Source organism: Reinekea marinisedimentorum (assembly GCF_004341165.1).
Lineage (GTDB): Bacteria > Pseudomonadota > Gammaproteobacteria > Pseudomonadales > Natronospirillaceae > Reinekea > Reinekea marinisedimentorum.
The window spans coordinates 346,860-365,123 of sequence record NZ_SLZR01000003.1 but is presented as its reverse complement, the minus strand read 5'-3'; the positions used below and the strand labels follow the sequence as shown (position 1 = coordinate 365,123).

At 51.8% G+C, this 18,264-nt stretch carries 17 protein-coding genes; 9 read left to right on the top strand and 8 right to left on the bottom strand.

Features of this window, described 5'->3' with window-relative positions; translation table 11 throughout:
• The first annotated feature begins 179 nt into the window (after positions 1–179).
• From BCF53_RS05855 to BCF53_RS05845, 3 genes are all read left to right on the top strand, one after another.
• Entirely contained in the window at positions 180–605 is a 426-nt protein-coding gene (locus BCF53_RS05855) for an Hsp20/alpha crystallin family protein (protein ID WP_132700571.1), read from the top strand.
• A gap of 98 nt (positions 606–703) precedes the next feature.
• Positions 704–1,243, top strand: a complete 540-nt coding sequence (locus BCF53_RS05850; protein WP_132700570.1) for an NUDIX hydrolase — start codon at positions 704–706, stop codon at positions 1,241–1,243.
• A 168-nt stretch (positions 1,244–1,411) separates the two neighbouring features.
• Positions 1,412–2,779 carry a (Fe-S)-binding protein gene (locus BCF53_RS05845; RefSeq protein WP_132700569.1) on the top strand — a complete coding sequence of 456 codons (1,368 nt, stop codon included), beginning with the start codon at positions 1,412–1,414 and terminating at the stop codon, positions 2,777–2,779.
• A 63-nt stretch (positions 2,780–2,842) separates the two neighbouring features.
• On the opposite strand, the gene BCF53_RS05840 is transcribed toward BCF53_RS05845, so the two are convergent.
• Positions 2,843–4,450 carry an isocitrate lyase gene (locus BCF53_RS05840; RefSeq protein ID WP_132700568.1) on the bottom strand — a complete coding sequence of 536 codons (1,608 nt, stop codon included), beginning with the start codon at positions 4,448–4,450 and terminating at the stop codon, positions 2,843–2,845.
• A 206-nt stretch (positions 4,451–4,656) separates the two neighbouring features.
• Here BCF53_RS05840 and BCF53_RS05835 point away from each other — a divergent pair, with 206 nt between their 5' ends.
• Complete coding sequence (locus tag BCF53_RS05835) at positions 4,657–5,607, top strand: LysR family transcriptional regulator (protein WP_132700567.1); 951 nt, start codon at positions 4,657–4,659, stop codon at positions 5,605–5,607.
• Positions 5,608–5,717: 110 nt separating this feature from the next.
• Positions 5,718–7,889: a malate synthase G gene (locus BCF53_RS05830; RefSeq protein ID WP_132700566.1), complete on the top strand. Its 2,172-nt coding sequence runs from the start codon at positions 5,718–5,720 to the stop codon at positions 7,887–7,889.
• On the opposite strand, the gene BCF53_RS19380 is transcribed toward BCF53_RS05830, so the two are convergent.
• The 4 genes from BCF53_RS19380 to purM form a co-directional block, all read right to left on the bottom strand.
• Complete coding sequence (locus BCF53_RS19380; RefSeq protein ID WP_243645774.1) at positions 7,862–8,035, bottom strand: hypothetical protein; 174 nt, start codon at positions 8,033–8,035, stop codon at positions 7,862–7,864. The two genes, BCF53_RS05830 and BCF53_RS19380, sit on opposite strands and share 28 nt — an antisense overlap.
• 83 nt (positions 8,036–8,118) lie before the next feature.
• The gene (locus BCF53_RS05820) at positions 8,119–8,865 is read right to left on the bottom strand and encodes a DUF3108 domain-containing protein (RefSeq protein ID WP_132700565.1); all 747 of its coding nucleotides are present in this window, start codon (positions 8,863–8,865) and stop codon (positions 8,119–8,121) included.
• Positions 8,866–8,890: 25 nt separating this feature from the next.
• A complete protein-coding gene (purN, locus tag BCF53_RS05815) occupies positions 8,891–9,541 on the bottom strand; it encodes a phosphoribosylglycinamide formyltransferase (RefSeq protein ID WP_132700564.1) in 651 nt (216 codons plus the stop codon).
• Entirely contained in the window at positions 9,541–10,596 is a 1,056-nt protein-coding gene (gene purM, locus BCF53_RS05810) for a phosphoribosylformylglycinamidine cyclo-ligase (protein WP_132700563.1), read from the bottom strand. The genes purN and purM overlap by 1 nt, the downstream gene beginning before the upstream one ends.
• A gap of 258 nt (positions 10,597–10,854) precedes the next feature.
• Here purM and BCF53_RS05805 point away from each other — a divergent pair, with 258 nt between their 5' ends.
• The 3 genes from BCF53_RS05805 to hda are packed head-to-tail and all read left to right on the top strand — an operon-like array spanning position 10,855 to position 13,869.
• Positions 10,855–11,955, top strand: coding sequence for a DUF2066 domain-containing protein (locus BCF53_RS05805; RefSeq protein WP_132700562.1), 1,101 nt, complete (start codon positions 10,855–10,857; stop codon positions 11,953–11,955).
• A 28-nt stretch (positions 11,956–11,983) separates the two neighbouring features.
• A complete protein-coding gene (locus BCF53_RS05800; protein ID WP_207902659.1) occupies positions 11,984–13,117 on the top strand; it encodes an AI-2E family transporter in 1,134 nt (377 codons plus the stop codon).
• 44 nt (positions 13,118–13,161) lie between these two features.
• On the top strand, positions 13,162–13,869 hold the full coding sequence (gene hda, locus BCF53_RS05795) for a DnaA regulatory inactivator Hda (protein WP_279389125.1): 708 nt from the start codon (positions 13,162–13,164) through the stop codon (positions 13,867–13,869).
• Positions 13,870–13,879: 10 nt separating this feature from the next.
• Here hda and BCF53_RS05790 read toward each other — a convergent pair whose 3' ends face one another.
• Together BCF53_RS05790 and BCF53_RS05785 are read right to left on the bottom strand one after the other, a co-directional pair.
• Positions 13,880–14,620 carry a CAP domain-containing protein gene (locus BCF53_RS05790; RefSeq protein WP_132700560.1) on the bottom strand — a complete coding sequence of 247 codons (741 nt, stop codon included), beginning with the start codon at positions 14,618–14,620 and terminating at the stop codon, positions 13,880–13,882.
• 193 nt (positions 14,621–14,813) lie between these two features.
• Positions 14,814–16,652, bottom strand: coding sequence for a beta-ketoacyl synthase (locus tag BCF53_RS05785; RefSeq protein WP_132700559.1), 1,839 nt, complete (start codon positions 16,650–16,652; stop codon positions 14,814–14,816).
• Positions 16,653–16,750: 98 nt separating this feature from the next.
• On the opposite strand from BCF53_RS05785, the gene BCF53_RS05780 reads away from it, so the two are divergent.
• A complete protein-coding gene (locus BCF53_RS05780) occupies positions 16,751–17,725 on the top strand; it encodes a GlxA family transcriptional regulator (protein ID WP_132700558.1) in 975 nt (324 codons plus the stop codon).
• Between the two features lie 2 nt (positions 17,726–17,727).
• Here BCF53_RS05780 and BCF53_RS05775 read toward each other — a convergent pair whose 3' ends face one another.
• A complete protein-coding gene (locus tag BCF53_RS05775) occupies positions 17,728–18,129 on the bottom strand; it encodes a DUF2069 domain-containing protein (RefSeq protein WP_132700557.1) in 402 nt (133 codons plus the stop codon).
• Between the last annotated feature and the right edge of the window lie 135 nt (positions 18,130–18,264).

The window sequence follows — 18,264 nt, the reverse complement described above, 5'->3', positions numbered from 1 at the left end:
CTTTTCAAATTGCCGAATATGACATTCAATTGCGCTCTGACCTGCATCAGCATTGCCTGCAACAGTGGTTGCTGACGCATCATGGCGGGCTAATATGAATACGCAGGAGTACAGCTCGGCTACATCGGTAATTAGGTTGAGTTGTACGCCTGAATGTTGGGTAGCAGAGGAGGAATGGTATGAACTTTCTGACTCCTAAATCAAAATGGATGGACGATTTGTTTCCTGAATGGAATCCGGGCTATTTAATTCGACCATTGCATGGCGAAGGCTTGCCTTCACAGATTCGCATTAACCTGACAGAAGGCGATGAATTCTACACTGTAGAGGCCGATTTGCCCGGTGTGAATAAGGATGACATTGATGTTCAGTTAAAAGATAACGTCGTTTCGATCAGTGCGGAGATTAAGCAGTTGGATCAGCAAGCGAAAGACGACCGGGTACTGCGCAGCGAACGGTATTTTGGTCAGGTCAGTCGTAGTTTCCAATTACCTGCCAATGTAGACGCAGAGCACTGTGAAGCGAAGTTTGTAGATGGCTTATTGACGCTGAAACTTCCAAAAGTGGGTGAAGATGACAGCCATCAGAAAATTACAATCAAATAATTAATGCTTAGCCACCATTATTAACGTCCGCAACTGCGGACGTTTTTCTTTCCGGTTGTTATAGTGCCCAGCCAAAATTACTTTCCGGGCAGGAGAATATGCAAGATCAGAAGTCTGTTTTAGTTTTGCTGAATCAATACGCGGCAGAAGGTACTGTTGAGCAGCAATCACTGGAATTCATCAAGAACTTTGTTGAGTCAAATACTCGTTACTGGTCCCGTCAGACCCTGGCTGGGCATCTTACCGCCAGTGCATGGATCACTAACAAGGAAAAGACCCGGGCAGTGCTGCTGCATCATGGCAAGCTGGATATTTGGGTGCAGCCGGGTGGTCATGTCGATGATGAAGATGAAAGCCTTCTGTTGGCCAGTTTGCGTGAGGCTGAAGAAGAAACCGGCCTGCAGGGCCTGCAGCCCGTTAGTGACGGCATATTTGATGTGGATGTTCATGCTATTCCCGCGCGTAAGGGCGAGCCGGAGCATAATCATCTGGATATCCGCTTCTGGTTTATTGCCGGCAATGAAGAGCTGACCCTCAGTGATGAGTCGCACGAGTTAGCCTGGCTGAGCAAAGCGCAGATAGAGCAGAAAACCCAGGAGGAGTCAGTTTTGCGCATGGTTCGCAAAAGCCTGGCGTAGGCAATTGCAAAGCCACAATCGTTTGGTGGTTCGTTGGCATCTTTCTTGAAACAAGGGTATTCAGAGGTCAGCAATTTAGACTTATAAAACAATGCGTTGACCAGTATTTATCCGTTTCACACCGGGGCAGTGCTGTGCCGGTGGATGTAATGAAAAGGTCATCAGCCAATGAAACACCAACTGGATTGGTCCGATTATCATGATCAGGGCATGGGCGATGCCTATGCCGATATCCCAAAACATGGCGGCAATTTCGCCAAAGCTATCTCGGTTTGCATTCGTTCCGGGCTTTGTCAGAAACAAGACAATCGTGGGGTGATGTGCCCAAGTTACCGTATCAGTGAAGACAATCTGCTGTCGCCTGGCGGCCGTGTGCAGCTGTTCAAAAGCCTGCTGAACGAAGACGACAAGTCTTTTTTGAATGATAAGCTTCTTGCTCAGTCCATCGACAGCTGTGTTTCCTGTAAAGGTTGTAAACGCGAATGTGAAAGCAACCTGGATATGGCCGCCATTAAGGCGGAGTATCTGGCGCAAAAAAGGGCGGCGGGGCATATCACTATACGCAGCCGGCTGTTTGCGGAGTTTCCGTTTCTGCTGTATCGCTACCCTGTGCTGGCTTCTCTGATTCGCATGCGCAACAACAGCCGCGTGTTGATGAAGCTGGGGGCGCTGCTGTTTGGTGTAAATGGTTCTATTGCATTGCCGGAACCCGCGAAGAACCCGTATCAGGACTCTCGCGAGCAAAAAATTCTGAATGACGAGTATCAGATGAACAGCGACAACACCCGCACCGTGGTGTTGCTGATCGATTCATTTACTGCGTTGTTCACCCCGAGTGTGGTTAATGATGCTTTAACGGTGTTAAAAGCCGGCGGGTATCAGGTTATAACCCTGCACCCTAAATCGTTGAGTGATGGCAAAATACTGGACAGCGGCCGAAGCCTGTTCTCGCAGGGCTACAGTGATCGGGCTAGGAGTCAGGCTGCGGCGTTGCTACGTACATTAAAGCCGCATCTGCTGGCGGGCCGCCGTATTGTCGGACTGGAGCCTTCGGCGTTGCTGATGTTGCGCGATGAGTTTCTGATGATGAATCTGGGTGATGATGCTGAGCTTTTGGCAAAGAATACCTTGCTGATTGAAGAGTTTATTGCCCGTGAAACCACGGCAGGGCGCTTTGACGCGAGTTTCAACGCAGCTGAGTCGGGTCGCAATGTGTTGATTCATGGTCATTGCCATCAGAAGGCGGTGGGTGCGATGAAATCGATGAGGAAGGTGCTGCGTTTGGTTCCGGGTTTGCCGTTCTCCTTCATTGAAGCAAGTTGCTGTGGCATGGCAGGCAGTTTTGGTTTGGAGGCGGAGCATGCTTCAGAATCTGTCGCCATGGCCGACCAGGGCTTGCTGCCGGCGCTTGATGAGGACCAGGCTGCGCTGGTGGTTTGTAATGGCTTTTCCTGCAGTCACCAGATTTTCGCGTTGCGTGAGCGTAAAGCTGTGCATGTGGTTTCTTTGCTGGCAAGCCAGCTGGCTGCTGCCTGAAGACAAAAAAAAGGCGGTCTGAAGACCGCCGGAAAGAAAGTAGGTGTGTAACAGAATCTTAGTTCAGAACTGGTTCATCGTATTATCTTTACCTGCTGCTTTCAGAGCGTTCTCGCCAGAGAAGTAGCCCTTGTGGTCGTCACCGATATCCGATCCAGACATATTCTGATGCTTCACACAGGCAATTGCCTGACGAATCTCTTTACGCTGAACATTGCTCACATAGCCGAGCATGCCCTGGTCGCCGAAGTATTCTTTCGCCAGATTATCCGTAGATAGCGCTGCCGTATGGTAGGTCGGCAGGGTAATCAGGTGGTGGAAGATGCCGGCATTTTGCGCAGCATCCAACTGGAAGCTCTGAATACGGCGGTCTGCCTCGATACCCAGTTCGGTCTCATCGTACTCCGCGCTCATCAGATCATCGCGGCTGTAACGGGAGACATCCTTGCCTTGCTCCAGCCAGGCATCAAATACCTGCTGGCGGAAGTTGGTCGTCCAGTTGAATGACGGTGAGTTGTTGTAGACCAGCTTGGCATTGGGAATTGCAGCCCGAATACGGTCAACCATGCCGCCAATCTGGCCTACATGAGGTTTTTCGGTTTCAATCCACAGCAAATCTGCGCCGGCTTTCATAGCTTCAATGCAGTCAAAAACACAGCGGTCTTCACCGGTGCCAGCGCGGAACTGGTAAAGCCCGGAAGGCAAGCGCTTGGGTCGCAGTAGCTTGTCGTCGCGCTTGATGATGACGTCACCCTGTTTCATGGTCGCCGGGGAAACTTCTTCAACATCCAGGAAGCTGTTGTAGATATCGCCCTGATCGCCGGGTTCGTTTACTACGGCTATCTGTTTGGTGAGTCCTGCACCCAGTGAATCTGTTCGGGCAACGATGATGCCGTCATCAACACCCATCTCAAGGAACGCATAGCGAACAGCACGGATTTTTGCATGGAAGTCATCGTGCGGTACGGTCACTTTGCCGTCCTGATGGCCGCATTGTTTTTCATCCGCAACCTGATTCTCAATTTGAATGCAGCAGGCACCGGCCTCAATCATCTTCTTCGCCAGCAGGTAGGTGGCTTCTTCGTTACCGAAGCCGGCGTCGATATCGGCAATAATCGGCACAACGTGTGTCTCGTGGTTGTCGATTTGTTGCTGAATCTCAGCGGCAAGCGTGCTGTTGCCGGATTGCTTGGCTGCATCCAGCTGCCGAAACAGACCGCCCAGTTCACGGGCATCCGCCTGGCGCAGGAAGGTGTACAGCTCTTCAATCAGCATTGGTACTGTGGTTTTTTCGTGCATGGACTGATCCGGCAAAGGGCCAAATTCCGATCTCAGTGCCGCTACCATCCAGCCGGACAGGTACAGATACTTACCTTTCGTGCTGCCAAAGTGCTTCTTAATGGAAATCATCTTTTGTTGACCGATAAAGCCATGCCAGCATCCCAGTGATTGGGTGTATTGGCTGTTGTCTTCATCGTAGGCGGCCATGTCTTTACGCATTATTTTTGCGGTGTACTTGGCAATATCCAAGCCTGTTTTAAAGCGGTTCTGCAGTCGCATGCGTGCAACAGACTCCGGGTCTATGGCGTTCCAGGAAGGTCCGCCGGCATCGGTAGCAACGGCTGCAGATTTGCATTCAGTGGCGTAAGTTGAAGCGTTGGTAGTCGTCATGTTCATCACCTTTTTTTGTTGTATGAAGCTGCCGGTATCAAACAGGCTGTCGCTTTGCGGTAAGTCGGGTATCCGCTGGGTATGCTCAAATATTAGGCAGGCGAGTTTGATTCGCCTAATTTATATGTATAATTCTCATCATAATTACTATGAATGAGCGTCTGAGAAAACGCATTTAATAGCGAAATTTCGCTTATGGAGGGGAGATGCTGCTGAACAGGGTAGATATGAATTTACTGGTCTATTTGGATGCCTTGCTGCGTGAGCGCAGTGTAACCAAGGCTGCTGTTAAGTTGGGTATCAGTCAGCCGGCGATGAGCAATGGCTTGAGGCGCCTGCGGGATTTATTCGAGGACCCGCTGTTGATACGCACCAGTGACGGTATGACGCCGACCGAGCGTGCGCGCGAGTTAGAGCCGATGCTGCGCATGGCACTGCAATCGCTTGAAAAGGTGGTTCAGCCCAGGGCGCATTTTGATGCCCGTGAGAGTCATCGGGTGTTCAGGATTATGGCCAGTGACTATGCCGAGTCGACGCTGATGCCGGCACTGTTGAAGCGGCTTTCTGTAGAAGCACCGCATGTTTCGCTCGATATTATGACGCCCAGTGACGTCAGCTTTACCGATGTAGAGCAGGGTCGGGTGGATATGGCCATTAACCGCTTCGATACCTTACCGCAGTCGTTTCATCAGATGACCGTCTGGCACGATAATTTCTGCTGCATGCTCAGTGTTGATAATCCAATCCTGGAGAATTTCAGCCTCAGCAATTACCTCAAAGCCCGTCATGTCTGGGTGAGTAAAACCGGTTATGGGGTCGGTGTTGGTGTTGACCCGGATGATGTTCAGAAGCTCGGCTTTGTGGATGAGGTTTTGCATCAGATGGGCAAGAAGCGCGAAATTGCGGTCTTTACCCGGCATTATCAGGCCGCCATGATGCTGGCGCAGGAGAATGACCTGGTTGTGACGCTGCCGGCGCGGGCCGCGCATATTCAGGTGCGGAATGACCGGGTTGCCGTAAAGGCGCCGCCTTTTGAATTGCCATCTTTTCTGCTGAAAATGGTCTGGAGCCCTCTGCTGCATCATGACCCGGCGCACCGCTGGATACGCCGCCTGATCGTTGATGTCGGTGAAGAGGTTGTCGCGCCTTATTTTTAATTATTCATATCGTGAATGAAGCGGATAATAAAAATATATTTACGAAATTTATTTTAAGGCCTTATGCTAGTTGGGCAGGTTAAAAAACGATCATGAAGGAGAATAAGAAGATGACTGATTACAAAACAATAGGTGATCTGCAAGTTGCCACAGAATTGTCTGATCTCGTTGAAAGCCGAATTGCTCCGGGAACCGGAATCGGGGTGGCTCAATTCTGGCAATCTCTTTCAGAAGTGTTTGCTCAGTTGACACCGGTAAACAGGGCGCTGTTGGAAAAGCGTCAACAGTTGCAGCAGCAGATTGACCGGTGGCACTTAGACCGCAAGGGGCAGCCGCATGATGCTGCAGCCTATAAAGAATACTTGTATGAAATTGGTTATCTGGAGCCGGAAGTTGGCGACTTTGAAATAACCACCACTGGCGTGGATGATGAGATTTCCGTTCAGGCTGGCCCACAGCTGGTGGTTCCGGTAAAGAATGCTCGCTTTGCACTGAATGCCGCCAATGCCCGTTGGGGCAGCTTGTATGATGCACTGTACGGGACGGATGCGATCTCTAATGAGGGTGGAGCAGAAGCCGGGCGCGAATATAACCCGGCCCGCGGTGCCAAAGTTATCGCCTTCGCTAAACAATACCTGGATGAAACCGTGCCTCTGGTTGGCAACAGTCATGCTGATGTAGTGAAGTATTGGATCGACCAGGGCGTATTGAAAGCTGAGCTGAAAAGCGGGGCGCAGGTGGGGTTGCAGGATGTGATCGCATTCGTTGGCTATACCGGCGATGAACAAGGCCCGGAAAGGGTTCTGCTGAAGCAGAATGGGCTGCATCTGGAGCTGGTGATTAATCGTGACAGCTTGATTGGTGCCGGGGATTCGGCCGGCATGGAAGACATTATTGTTGAAGCGGCGCTCACGACCATTATGGATTGTGAGGATTCCATCGCTGCCGTCGACGCTGAAGATAAGGCCGAGGTTTATGCGAATTGGCTGGGGCTGATGCGCGGGGATCTGACGGAAACCTTCGAGAAGGGCGGTAAAGAAATGACCCGGTCTCTGCAGCCAGACCGTGAATACACTGGCACCAATGGCGAATTGGTTCGCCTGCATGGCCGAAGCCTGATGTTTGTGCGCAATGTTGGCCACCTGATGACCAATAATGCGGTATTGAATGCGCAGGGAGAGGAAATTCCCGAAGGTATTCTGGATGCCATGATGACCGCCTTTATCGCTCTGCACGATTTGAAACAGCTGGGCCAATTGCGGAATTCACGCACCGGCAGCGTTTATATTGTGAAGCCGAAAATGCATGGCTCTGAAGAAGTGGCCTTTACCGTTCGCTTGTTTGAAATGGTTGAGAACGCGTTGGGTATGGCACCGAACACGCTGAAAATTGGCATTATGGATGAAGAGCGCCGAACCTCTCTGAACCTCAAAAACTGCATTCACGCCGCGAAAGAGAGAGCGGTGTTTATTAATACCGGCTTCCTGGACAGAACCGGTGATGAAATGCATACCAGTATGCATGCGGGTGTGTTCATTCCCAAGGCGCAGATGAAGCAAACTAAGTGGATTGCCGCCTATGAAAACAATAACGTGGATGTAGGTTTGGCCTGTGGTTTGCCCGGCAAGGCGCAGATTGGTAAGGGGATGTGGGCGATGCCTGATGAAATGGCAGCGATGCTGGAGCAGAAAATTGCCCATCCAAAATCCGGTGCGACAACGGCCTGGGTGCCATCGCCAAATGGCGCGACACTGCACAGTATTCATTACCATCAGGTGGATGTTTTTGCTCTGCAGCAGGAGCTGCGGCAGCGAACGCCTGCTTCCATCGATGATATTCTGCAGATTCCGCTGATGACTGACCCTGAGCAATTGACGGCAGAGCAAATCCGGAACGAGCTGGAGAATAATGCCCAGGGGATTCTGGGTTATGTAGTGCGCTGGGTTGAGCAGGGTGTTGGTTGTTCGAAAGTGCCAGATATCCATAACGTTGGCTTGATGGAAGACCGCGCCACCTTAAGGATTTCCAGCCAGCATATGGCCAACTGGCTATTGCACGGCGTGGTCAGTCAAGATCAGGTTGAGCAGGTGATGAAGAAGATGGCGGCAGTCGTGGATCAGCAGAACGAAGGTGAGGCCGGCTATCGGGCTATGAGCTCGAACTTTGACCGGAGTGTGGCTTTTAAAGCTGCGATGGATCTGGTGCTGAAGGGGGTTGAGCAGCCCAGTGGTTATACCGAGCCATTGCTGCATGCTTATCGCGCGGAGGCAAAAAACCAGTAAGCAATGATGGGTGTGAAAACCTGAGCCGGGTGACCCTGGCTCGGGTTGTCGATAAACCCCGTCGCCGAAAAGGTATCACTTAAATGGACCGCTGCAAGTATCGTCCTGATACGCTCGACGAAAACATCCATGTTTTCGACGTCCATTTAAGTGATACCTTTTCACCGCCTCGAAGGCTGTGGAATCTTTGTTATCGGTCTGAGCCGGGTGACCCGGCTCTTTTGCTTACTCATTGGGCCGCTTTACTGAAATCGACCCGAACATCATCAATCCAAAGCTTTTCAACGAAAAACTCTTCCTTGATCTTATTTTCTTTAAAGGTGGCGAAGCGCAGCGGAACAAAATCGTATTCCGGTGCGACCCAAATCAGTTTGCGCTCTTCCTTTTTCTCAGGCTCGGTCTGCTTAACGATCAGTGTATGAACGCGGTCGTCGCCGACGCTCAGCAGTTCTTCGCCGATAACCTCAAATGCCAGGGAATCGGGGCGTGAATATCGTAAATAGGGGGTTTCATAAGCGCTGCTGCCGTTTAAAAAAGCCTGGCGCATGGAAACCTGAAAGCTGATCGGGTCGTGGATTAGCTCCGTCAATGGGTGCTCGTACTCTTTCTTTTGCACCTTGCCGGCAACCACCTGATTGGTCCAGTCGAAGTTCCAGCGGATTTTTTCTTTGATCAGCAGGAATTTAGTATCACGCTCGAAGTTCAGTGGTCGGAACTGGTTGTCGATGAGTTCACCGACAGAGCGTTCATGTGATTTCAGCGGGCCGCCGGAGATGTCGATCTGCAAGCTCCAAAGGCCACTTTCAGTGAGTTCAAATACCAGATCGCCACTGGCTTTAAGGTCGATAGTGCCATGGCGAATGGCTTTGACTTCGGCTCTGTAATCCGAAATGTCGGCTGCGGTAATCTCGGCAGCTAACAGAGGAGGCAACAGAACTAACGTTAGGCTGTAAACAAACTGCCTTAATGCACGCATGTTGTTGGGCTTCCGTTGGTTATGATTAGCAGGTGCTAGTATTGTTCATTTGCACAGGAAGGTGAAGGGGCTTTTGATCCAGGTGGGCAATGCCTTCAGCCAGCGTTAAGCGACCTTCGCACAGCCATTGTATTACCTGCGGATAAAGCGCGTGCTCGGCAGCCAATACCCGCTTCGATAGTGCAAGTGCATCGTCATTTGCAGCAATGGCGACCTGGATCTGCATAATTAGCGGGCCGCCATCGAGTTCTGGTGTTACATAGTGAACCGTAGCGCCGGCAAATGTATCGCCGGCATCAATAGCGCGCTGATGGGTCTGTAAGCCGGTGTATTTTGGCAGCAGGGAAGGGTGGATGTTGACCATTTTACCGACATAGCGGTTTACAAACTCATCCGTCAGAATACGCATGAAGCCGGCCAGAACTAAGAAGTCTGGCTGGTACTGATCGATTCTTCGGCTCAGTTCGGCATCAAATTCCGCGCGGCTGGCATATAGCTTATGATCAATGGTGATGGCATCGGCACCCGCTTGCACAGCCCGGATCAGGCCGCGAACGCCGGGGCGATTGGAAATGACCGCAGAAACGCGGCCATTTATCTTACCTTGCTCGCAGGCATCCAGGATCGCCTGTAGGTTACTGCCACTGCCACTGACGAGAACAACCAGATTTTTCATCAGGCGTCAGTCTTTCCGTCAATAATTACCGGAGCCTGCTTTCTTTCTTCGATAGCGCCGATCTTATGAGCTGTTTCGCCCAGTTTGGTCAGCATGGCCAGTGTGGCGTCGGCCTCTTCTGCCGGTACCACCAGAACCAGGCCAATACCGCAGTTAAAGGTGCGCAGCATTTCGGTTTCAGAGATGTTGCCCTGTTGCTGTAGCCAGCCGAATACGGCCGGGCGCTGCCAAGCGGACGAATCAATTGAAACAGCCAGGTTTTCCGGCAGTACGCGAGGCAGGTTTTCCCAGAAGCCACCACCGGTGATGTGGGAAATAGCATGAACGGTCTGGGTTTTAAGCAGCTCCAGAATCGGTTTAACGTAGATGCGTGTTGGTGCCATCAGTGCGTTGGCCAGTGGCTTGCCTTCAAGCTGTTCTTCAGCCGGGTTGACACCGGAAACTTCAATAACCTTACGGATCAGCGAGTAGCCGTTGGAATGCGGGCCGCTGGAGGTCAGGCCGATAACAACGTCGCCTGCAGCGACTTTGCTACCATCAATAATGTTTTCTTCTTCTACGACGCCGGTACAGAAGCCGGCCAGATCGTAATCTTCGCCTTCGTACATGCCTGGCATTTCCGCTGTTTCACCACCTACCAACGCGCAGTTGGATTGCTGGCAGCCTTCACCAATACCGGCAACGACACGGCTGGCGATGTCTACGCTCAACTTGCCGGTGGCGTAGTAGTCGAGGAAGTAAAGTGGCTCTGCGCCCAGAACGATCAGGTCGTTCACGCACATGGCAACCAGATCGATACCGATGGTGTCGTGGTGGTCCAGCTCCATCGCCAGCTTCAGTTTGGTGCCTACACCATCGGTGCCGGAGACCAGAATCGGGTTTTTATAATTTGATGGAATGCGGCACAGTGCGCCGAAACCGCCGATGCCACCCAGTACTTCCGGGCGACGGGTGGCTTTTACGGTGCCTTTGATTCGCTCCACTAAAGCGTTTCCGGCATCAATGTCTACACCGGCATCTTTATAGCTGAGAGAAGGCTTGTTTTGGTCTGTCATGATAAGGCTCCGAAATAGTAAAAGTCTGGCTGTTGCGACGCGCGCGGATTGTAGCAGGCTAATAACGCCAGATCAGCATGTTCAATCGGTCAGGTTTTTGTGGTTCTGTGATGGCCGCAAAATGAAGGTAAAAGATTGCTCAATTGTGAGACGGATTCTAATTAGGTCTGTTTTTTGGCTTTGGCTCTGTCACAATAGGCTTTTAAAATCAGTTAGTTGATTCACTTTTGTTTACGATTCTGTTCTTTGGGAAAAGCTATGGGTCTTACATTTATTAAGCAGTTATTCCGGTTCGTTGGTTTGATGGCCGTTGTTGGTGTTTATTCTTTTAGTTACGCCGCAACCGATGTTCAGCTTTATAACGAGCGAGTGGTAATCAGCCAGAATGCAAACCAGAAAGAACAGAATGATGCCATCAGGCAGGCGTTTGAGCGGGTGCTGGCCCGGGTGACTGGTCAGCAGGAAACCCTGCAGAATGCTTCGGTGCGTCAGCAGCTCGACAGTGGCAGCAAGTATTTAACCTCATTCCGGTTTGAACCTTCAGATGAATTCTTTACGAACATCCTGGGCGAAAAGGTAGCTACCAAGGCAATGATTCTGGAGTTTGACGAAAACTCTGTGAATTCATTGCTGGTGCGCAGCGGTCTGCCGGTTTGGGGCAGTCGCCGGCCGGAGATTCTGGTTTGGATTGCCGACCGCAGTGCCGGGCCTGATAACATTCCCGGTGAATCTGAAAGCTCTGAGCTGGCCGACACCCTGGAGGCAGAGGCGCAGTTGCGTGGCCTGCCTTATCTGCTGCCGATTATGGATTTAACCGACACCCTGAACATTAAATTTGGCGATCTGTACGGCTTGTTCTCGGCGGATATTGAATCCGCTTCGGCCCGCTATCAGGCCGATTCCGTGCTCGCCGGGCGCATCGATAAAAACGGTAACGCCTATCAGGCCGATTGGCTGGTACTGTTTAAAGGTGAGCGTATTCGTGTCCCTACGGTGCAGGGCTCTCTGAATGAAGTTGTGGCTGCGGGTCTTGCTGCGGTTTCTGGCCGTTTATCTGCGCAGTATGCCTATGTGCTGGATCCATCGTCGGTTGATAACCTGCAGGTGCAGGTGTTGAATGTGCCGGATGCGGTCACCTTTGCAAGGATTGAAGGTTATCTGGAAAGCGTGAACCTGATTTCACAGTTGACGCTGAGCTCGCTGAGCGGTGGCAACGTCACCTTCAATGTGCAGGTAAGTGGCGATCAGATGCAGTTGGTCGACTCCCTAGAGCTGGATGGCAAGCTGGTGCCGGTGCCTGAACTGACCCTTGAAGAGCAGCTCGATTCGATGCTGGTATATCGCTGGGTTGCAAACTAGCCTTCCGAAAAACATAAAGGATTCACCAATGCATATTTCAGATTCGCAAAAGTGGCTGCTGTTGGCAGCCGTTGTTTTGTTGGGTTGGTTGCTGGTTGCCTTGTCCCCGATTCTCAGTCCGTTCTTAACCGCCATTTTGCTGGCTTATTTGGGTGATCCTCTGGTCGACAGGCTCGAAAGCTGGAAGGTTTCGCGTACCAACGGCGTCATTATTACCTTTCTCGTGCTGACACTGGTGATCGTTCTGTCTGTGCTGTTGATCATACCGGCGGTGCTTCAGCAGATTGAACATCTGATCAACAATATCCCCGTGATCGCCAACTGGATTACCACCGTTGCAGTGCCTTATCTGGAGTCGCAGTTAGATATCGATTTAATTGAATATGACTGGGCCGAGCTGACCCAAAATCTCGACTGGGCGGCCACCAGTAACGTCGTTAAAACCATTCTTTCTAATGTTACCCAATCCAGTTTTGCCGTGCTTGGGGCGATCGGCAACCTGGTGCTGGTGCCAGTGGTCACCTTTTATCTGTTGCGTGACTGGGATTTACTGGTCGAGCGCCTGGCTGAGCTGATGCCGCGCTACTATATCGGTACCATTTCCGGTGTGGCTTCTGAATGCCATGAAATGCTCGGTGCATTTTTCCGTGGCCAGCTATTGGTGATGGCGGCGCAGGGCGTTATGTATTCCGTTGGCCTGATGCTGATCGGGCTGGATTTGGGTTTGCTGATTGGCATGCTCGCCGGGCTGGTGTCGATTGTGCCGTACCTCGGCTCTATTGTCGGTATTTCAGCCGGCCTGATTGCTGCATTTTTCCAGTTTGGTGATTGGGTTCACCTGCTGCTGGTTTTGGCGGTGTTCGGCATTGGCCAGGCGCTGGAAGGTACGGTGTTAACGCCGAAATTGGTCGGTGATCGCATTGGTTTGCACCCGGTTGCGGTGATTTTTGCGGTGCTGGCGGGTGGTCAGCTGTTTGGTTTTGTCGGTATTTTACTGGCCTTGCCAGCGGCCGCGGTACTGAACGTACTGTTACGACGCATCCATAACAGTTACCGCGGCAGCAGTTTGTATGGGCAGGCCGCGAAGGCGGTTGTTGAGCCGCAGGATGAACAAACTGACATCGCCAGCCCTGCTGAACCCACTGAAAAGCCTGAAGAATAATCAGGCTGAAATAAAAAAACAGAATTTTATAAAGAGGATAATAAGTGTCATCTGGTCGTATTAGCCCGCAAATACCTTTGCATATGAGTTTTCGTGAAGATGCGGTTTTTGAGGATTATTTACCCGGGCAGAATGCTGTGGCGGTCGGTATGTTGCGTCAGAGTCTGGCGAATTTAAGTGAGCACCTGGTTTTTTTATGGGGTGCTAAGGGCTGTGGTGTCAGTCACCTGCTGCAGGCCTCCGTCAATGATTTACAGCTGCAGGGTTTGGATGCTGCTTATCTGCCGTTAAGTGAGTGTTATGACTTTGGCCCGGAAGCGCTGGAAGGCCTGGATGTGCTCGATGCCGTCGCTATCGATGATATCGACATGATTGCGGATAACCCTGAATGGGCTGAAGGTCTGTTTCATTTCTATAACCGCATGCGCGATTCCGGCCGGCTGATTCTGGTGGGTGGTCAATGCAGCCCTCTGCAGATGACGCTGACACTGGCCGACCTCAAGTCACGCTTGAGTTCCGGTTTAACGCTGCAGCTGGTTGCGATGAGCGATGAAGAGCGCACCGACTGGGTGGTTTGGAAGGGGCGTAAACGGGGTTTGGTGATTGAGCGCGATGTTGCCGAGTTCCTAATTTTGCGCCACAACCAAAACATGCACGAGATGGTTAATACCTTTGATCTGCTCGATGAAGCATCGCTGGCAGAGCAGCGACGCCTGACCATACCTTTCGTTAAGCAGGTGTTAGGCTGGTGATGAAAAGGCCTTATTCCACAGAATAAGGCTGTTGGCCAACGTAGTTTCCGCCGGGTGAATAATTACAGACGTAAAAATAGCCGCCATTGCTCCAGCCGGTGTTTTCCAATGAGCTGCAGTAGCTCACTGCACAGCCTACTTCGGTGGTATCGCTCCAGACAATCTGAGTGTAATGACCGCATTGTTCTCCATCATCGCAGCTGTTGGTTTCGTAGTCGTAGTATTCAACCTCTGCCGCCCACATATTCACCACATAGATAGCGCCGGCTTCCCAGGTGGCGGCTGCGATGTTTTCACCGACATAGCCACTGATGGTATCGCTGCGCTCTGCATTGTGTTCATAAACGCAGGCTTCCGCATGGCCGCGGGCAACGTCTTCCAGGTCGGTACTCCAGGTTAGCGACTCCAGCGCCGTCGCCGGCTCCGGGTCAGTACCATAAGCACGAATGTAATTGTGCTGACAAAGCATTCGGTCTTCGAAATCGCTATAGCTGGTACAATCGATGGAACTGGTTTGTTCTGCTTCGCTATCGGTAGATTCAGTGGACTCGTTTTCAGTCTCGTCTTCTTCGCCTTCGTCTTCGTCTGCAACAGCTTCACTCTCATCAGAGCTTTCCGTGCTGGCAGTTATTTCATCTGCCGTTTCGGTATCCTCTTCATAAAAAGTGATCAGCGCGTCCTCTTCCGTTGAAGGGCTGCAGGCGGTAATTAATATCAGGGTGGTAAATAACGCAATAACTTGCTGATTCATGACAAGGTTCAGATCGATGGGAGAGAGCCTAAATTATCGGTGATCACTGAAAGCAAGCCCAGTGCACCGCGCACACTGGAAGTGGGGAGTGGGTCGATAAATTGAAGATTGGTTGGCGCGTGAGTGCATAAATAGCGCTAGAGGCTCCGTTGGCGAAAGCCGAACAGAGCCCCCTGAAGGGTGCGCTGAAGTTTTACTTCAGGTAGGGATTGGTCGCCGGTAACGAAATTGAATTGCTGAATTCGCTCAGCTTCAGGCGGCTTTGAGTCATCTCAATGTCCTGATCGGTCATAACGGCCGTACCAAATGAGTAGATCGCATCAATGCCCTTGGTACAGGCTTTGGCATCGAACTCAGCCTGTTTTTCTACGACGGGTTCGTTGAGCTGCAGGTATTGGGTCATCTGATGCTTGCCGAAGCGCTGTTCCATCAGCTCACGGGTTTTTTCCGGAGACAGAATTAGCGCGCTGGCGTTATTGCCACCAAAGCCCTTCGAGTTAATAACCGCTCCCATCATCTGCTGGCCATAGTCACCGACCTGTTGGTGGTCCATCAGAATAGACAGGTTACTGGTTTCAACGTCGTCTGCGATGTGGTCGATGGTTTTAATGCCGGGAATCACACCGGTGTGCCATACACCAAGCGCGGCCGTGATCTGGTCGCCGGCAGCCGGCCCCAGTGAGTGACCAAGGTAGGATTTAATCGCCGAGACCGCCCAGTTATCAATTTCAAAGGTTTTCGCAACTTCATTCAGAATGTGTGACTCGGTTACCCGGTTTTGTGGGGTGCCGGTGCCATGCGCCATGACAAAGGTTTTGTTGACGTCGTCCTGCAGAATGGCTTTGGCAAGCGCAGTGGTGCGCGCCATGGTGACATAGTTGCCAACACCCGGGCCGGAAATCGACTTCTTGTTGGCATCGGCATTCACAAATACGTCTGCTACTGAACCAAATACCGTTGCGCCCAGCTGCATGGCCAGTTCATCGTCCATGAGCACCATAAACTGCGCAGATTCGGCCATGGTAAAGCCGGCATTGGCAGAAAATGGACGGCACGCTCGGGTGTTATCGACCTGTTCAACGCCATCCAGAGCGTTTAGCTGATCGTCTTCTGCCAGCGCGCCCATGACCCGGAAGCCTTCAATGATTTCCGGATTAATCGGTGCTTCAGCATTGCCGACGATAGCAACGCGACAGTGACCGGCTTGAATATCAATTAAGCCCTGACGCAGGTTGTACAGGAAGGTCGCACAGGCACCGGCATTGGAGCCAGTGTTGCCAACGCTGTTGATGATGTAGCTGTTGACGAAATCGGCGGCCATTTCCGGCAGTGCCAGTGGCATCATCTTGGAGGTGGTGCGCTTGCCGTTGTAGCCGGCCTGATAAAGACCGCGCAAACCGAACTGATCGGCCTGGCCAACCGCGGAACCGGCATAAACAGAAATCTGTTCCGGCGAGATGTTGCTGAGAATGGTTTGCCAGTCAATACCGATGGATTCAACGGCATCAGAGGCGCCGTATACCGTCATCTGCAGGCCGCGTGGATGGTGCGCTGATTTATACAGCGCGCCGGGGTCGAAGCCGGCCGGCAACTGACCGGCAGAGGTTACCTTGGAGGCATAGCTGTCGGGCAGAATGACATCCAGCGCGTCGGTTACCTCAACGGTCACTTCACGGCCCTGTTCGCTGATTATTTTCCAGTTTTCTGGCAGCGTTTGCGGCATGTGAATCTTTTTAATCTGAAACTGCATCGCTTCGGCTTTCGCCAGTTTGGCTTGCTTGCCGGTTGGTACAGCGTCGACATCGTAATGGGTCTTTTCGATACGGCGGACCAGGGTACCGGCCAGAATGGCATCTTTAGTGGCTGCATCGTTTATATCGAGCTGCATCAGCGTGGCCAGATCTTGCCAGGTCGATTGCATTTTTTGCTCTGAAAGCGCTTCGTGCACCATGCGTTTGTGGCCATGATGCATAGATGTTCGTCCAGCAGCGTTGATGCCGCCAAATCCAACAATAACGGGCAGTTTCTTCATGCTTAATTCCGGTAATGATTCGTTAAGGCGCAATATAGGCATTTCGCGCTAAATGCGTTATAACTTATCGGACATATAATGTTTAAAATCGGCCACTGATGAAAATAGCCTTTGTTCTCTATCCGCAGGTCCTGGCGACCGGAATTTCTATTCCGGCAGAAATGTACAATGCCGCCGCGCAGGCGCAGGGCGATTTCCAGGGCAAAAGCTTGAGCCTGAGTTATGTCGCCGAACGCAAAGGCGCTGTGCCGGCAACCGGTGGCGTTCAGCTGGTTGCTGACAGCGCTTTTAGCAGCCGACAGCTGTTCGATTGGGTGTTTATTCCGCCGATGTGGGGCACACCCTGGAAGGTGGTTCAGCAAAGCCGGGCTTTACAGAGCTGGGTCGTCAATCAGTACCAGCAGGGCAGCCGGATTGTCGCCACAGGCTCTGGTGTTGCCCATTTGGCGGCCGCCGGCCTGCTCGATAAGCGTGTCGCCACCACGCACTGGTATTACCTGCCGCGCTTTCAAAAGCGCTATCCGCAGGTGGAGTTTCAGCAGGAGCATTTCATCACCCACCAGGATGGCATTTACTGCGCGGGTTCAATTAACTCGCAGACCGATCTGGTTTTGTACTTCATACGGCTGCAGTTTGGGGAAAAGTCTCTGGCGCTGGTTGAGCAGCAGTTTATGCATGAGCTGAAGCGATCTTTCTCAACCCCATTTTACGAACCGGGTGGCGGTGTTCACCCGGATGAGGTGGTCAGTCTGGCGCAGAGCTGGCTGCGCTCTAATCTTTCCGGAGATGTGACGGTGGCCGATGCGGCCAGCTATGTGGGTCAGTCTGAACGCCAGTTACGGCGGCGCTTTAAGGTGGCCACCGATGAATCACCACAGCAGTTTTTAAGCCGGGTTAGGGTAGAGGAGTCTCAAAGCCTGTTGCGCGAAACCAATCTGGCGGTTGCTGATATCGCCAGCGCCTGCGGTTATCACAATGTGGCGTATTTCTCCCGGCTGTTTAAAAAACAAACCAGTCTTTCACCCAGTGATTACCGCAAGGTTGTGCGTAAAAAGCGCTTTTCTGAAGAGTAGGGTTAGCGGTTTTCGGCTTTTTTCCTGGCTTTGGCCTGTTTCTTAAAGGGCCTCAGCCAGAGGATGATGTAGAAAAAGGTGGTGATGTTGAAGGTGCAGATGAGCAGCCCGCCAATCAGTCCGCCCGGTGTGAAGGTTTTCACTATGCCCCATACCAGATAAGCCAACAGCATAAAGCCCATCCAGCTAAGGCTGCGAACCGTCGGCTTTAATACCGTGGGGATGAAGAACAGCAGTGGCAGCACGGCCATAAAGCCGAACAGCAATCCCGATACCACCCATTGCAGCGTTGGCATGCTGTTGATGGATGGGCCCGATAGAAAGGTGCCTGCAATGGCGGCTGCCATCAACAGAAAGAAGTGTAAGCGTATTTGTTTGTTCAGGTTTAGCTGCGCATTGCTCATTCGTTTAAGGTGCCATTAATAATTGTAAGTTGAACAGCCAGCTAAGCAGCTGGCACAGGTTGTCGATAAACCCCCGCCGCCGAAAAGGTATCACTTAAATGGAGCGCTGCAAGTATCGTCCTGATACGCTCGACG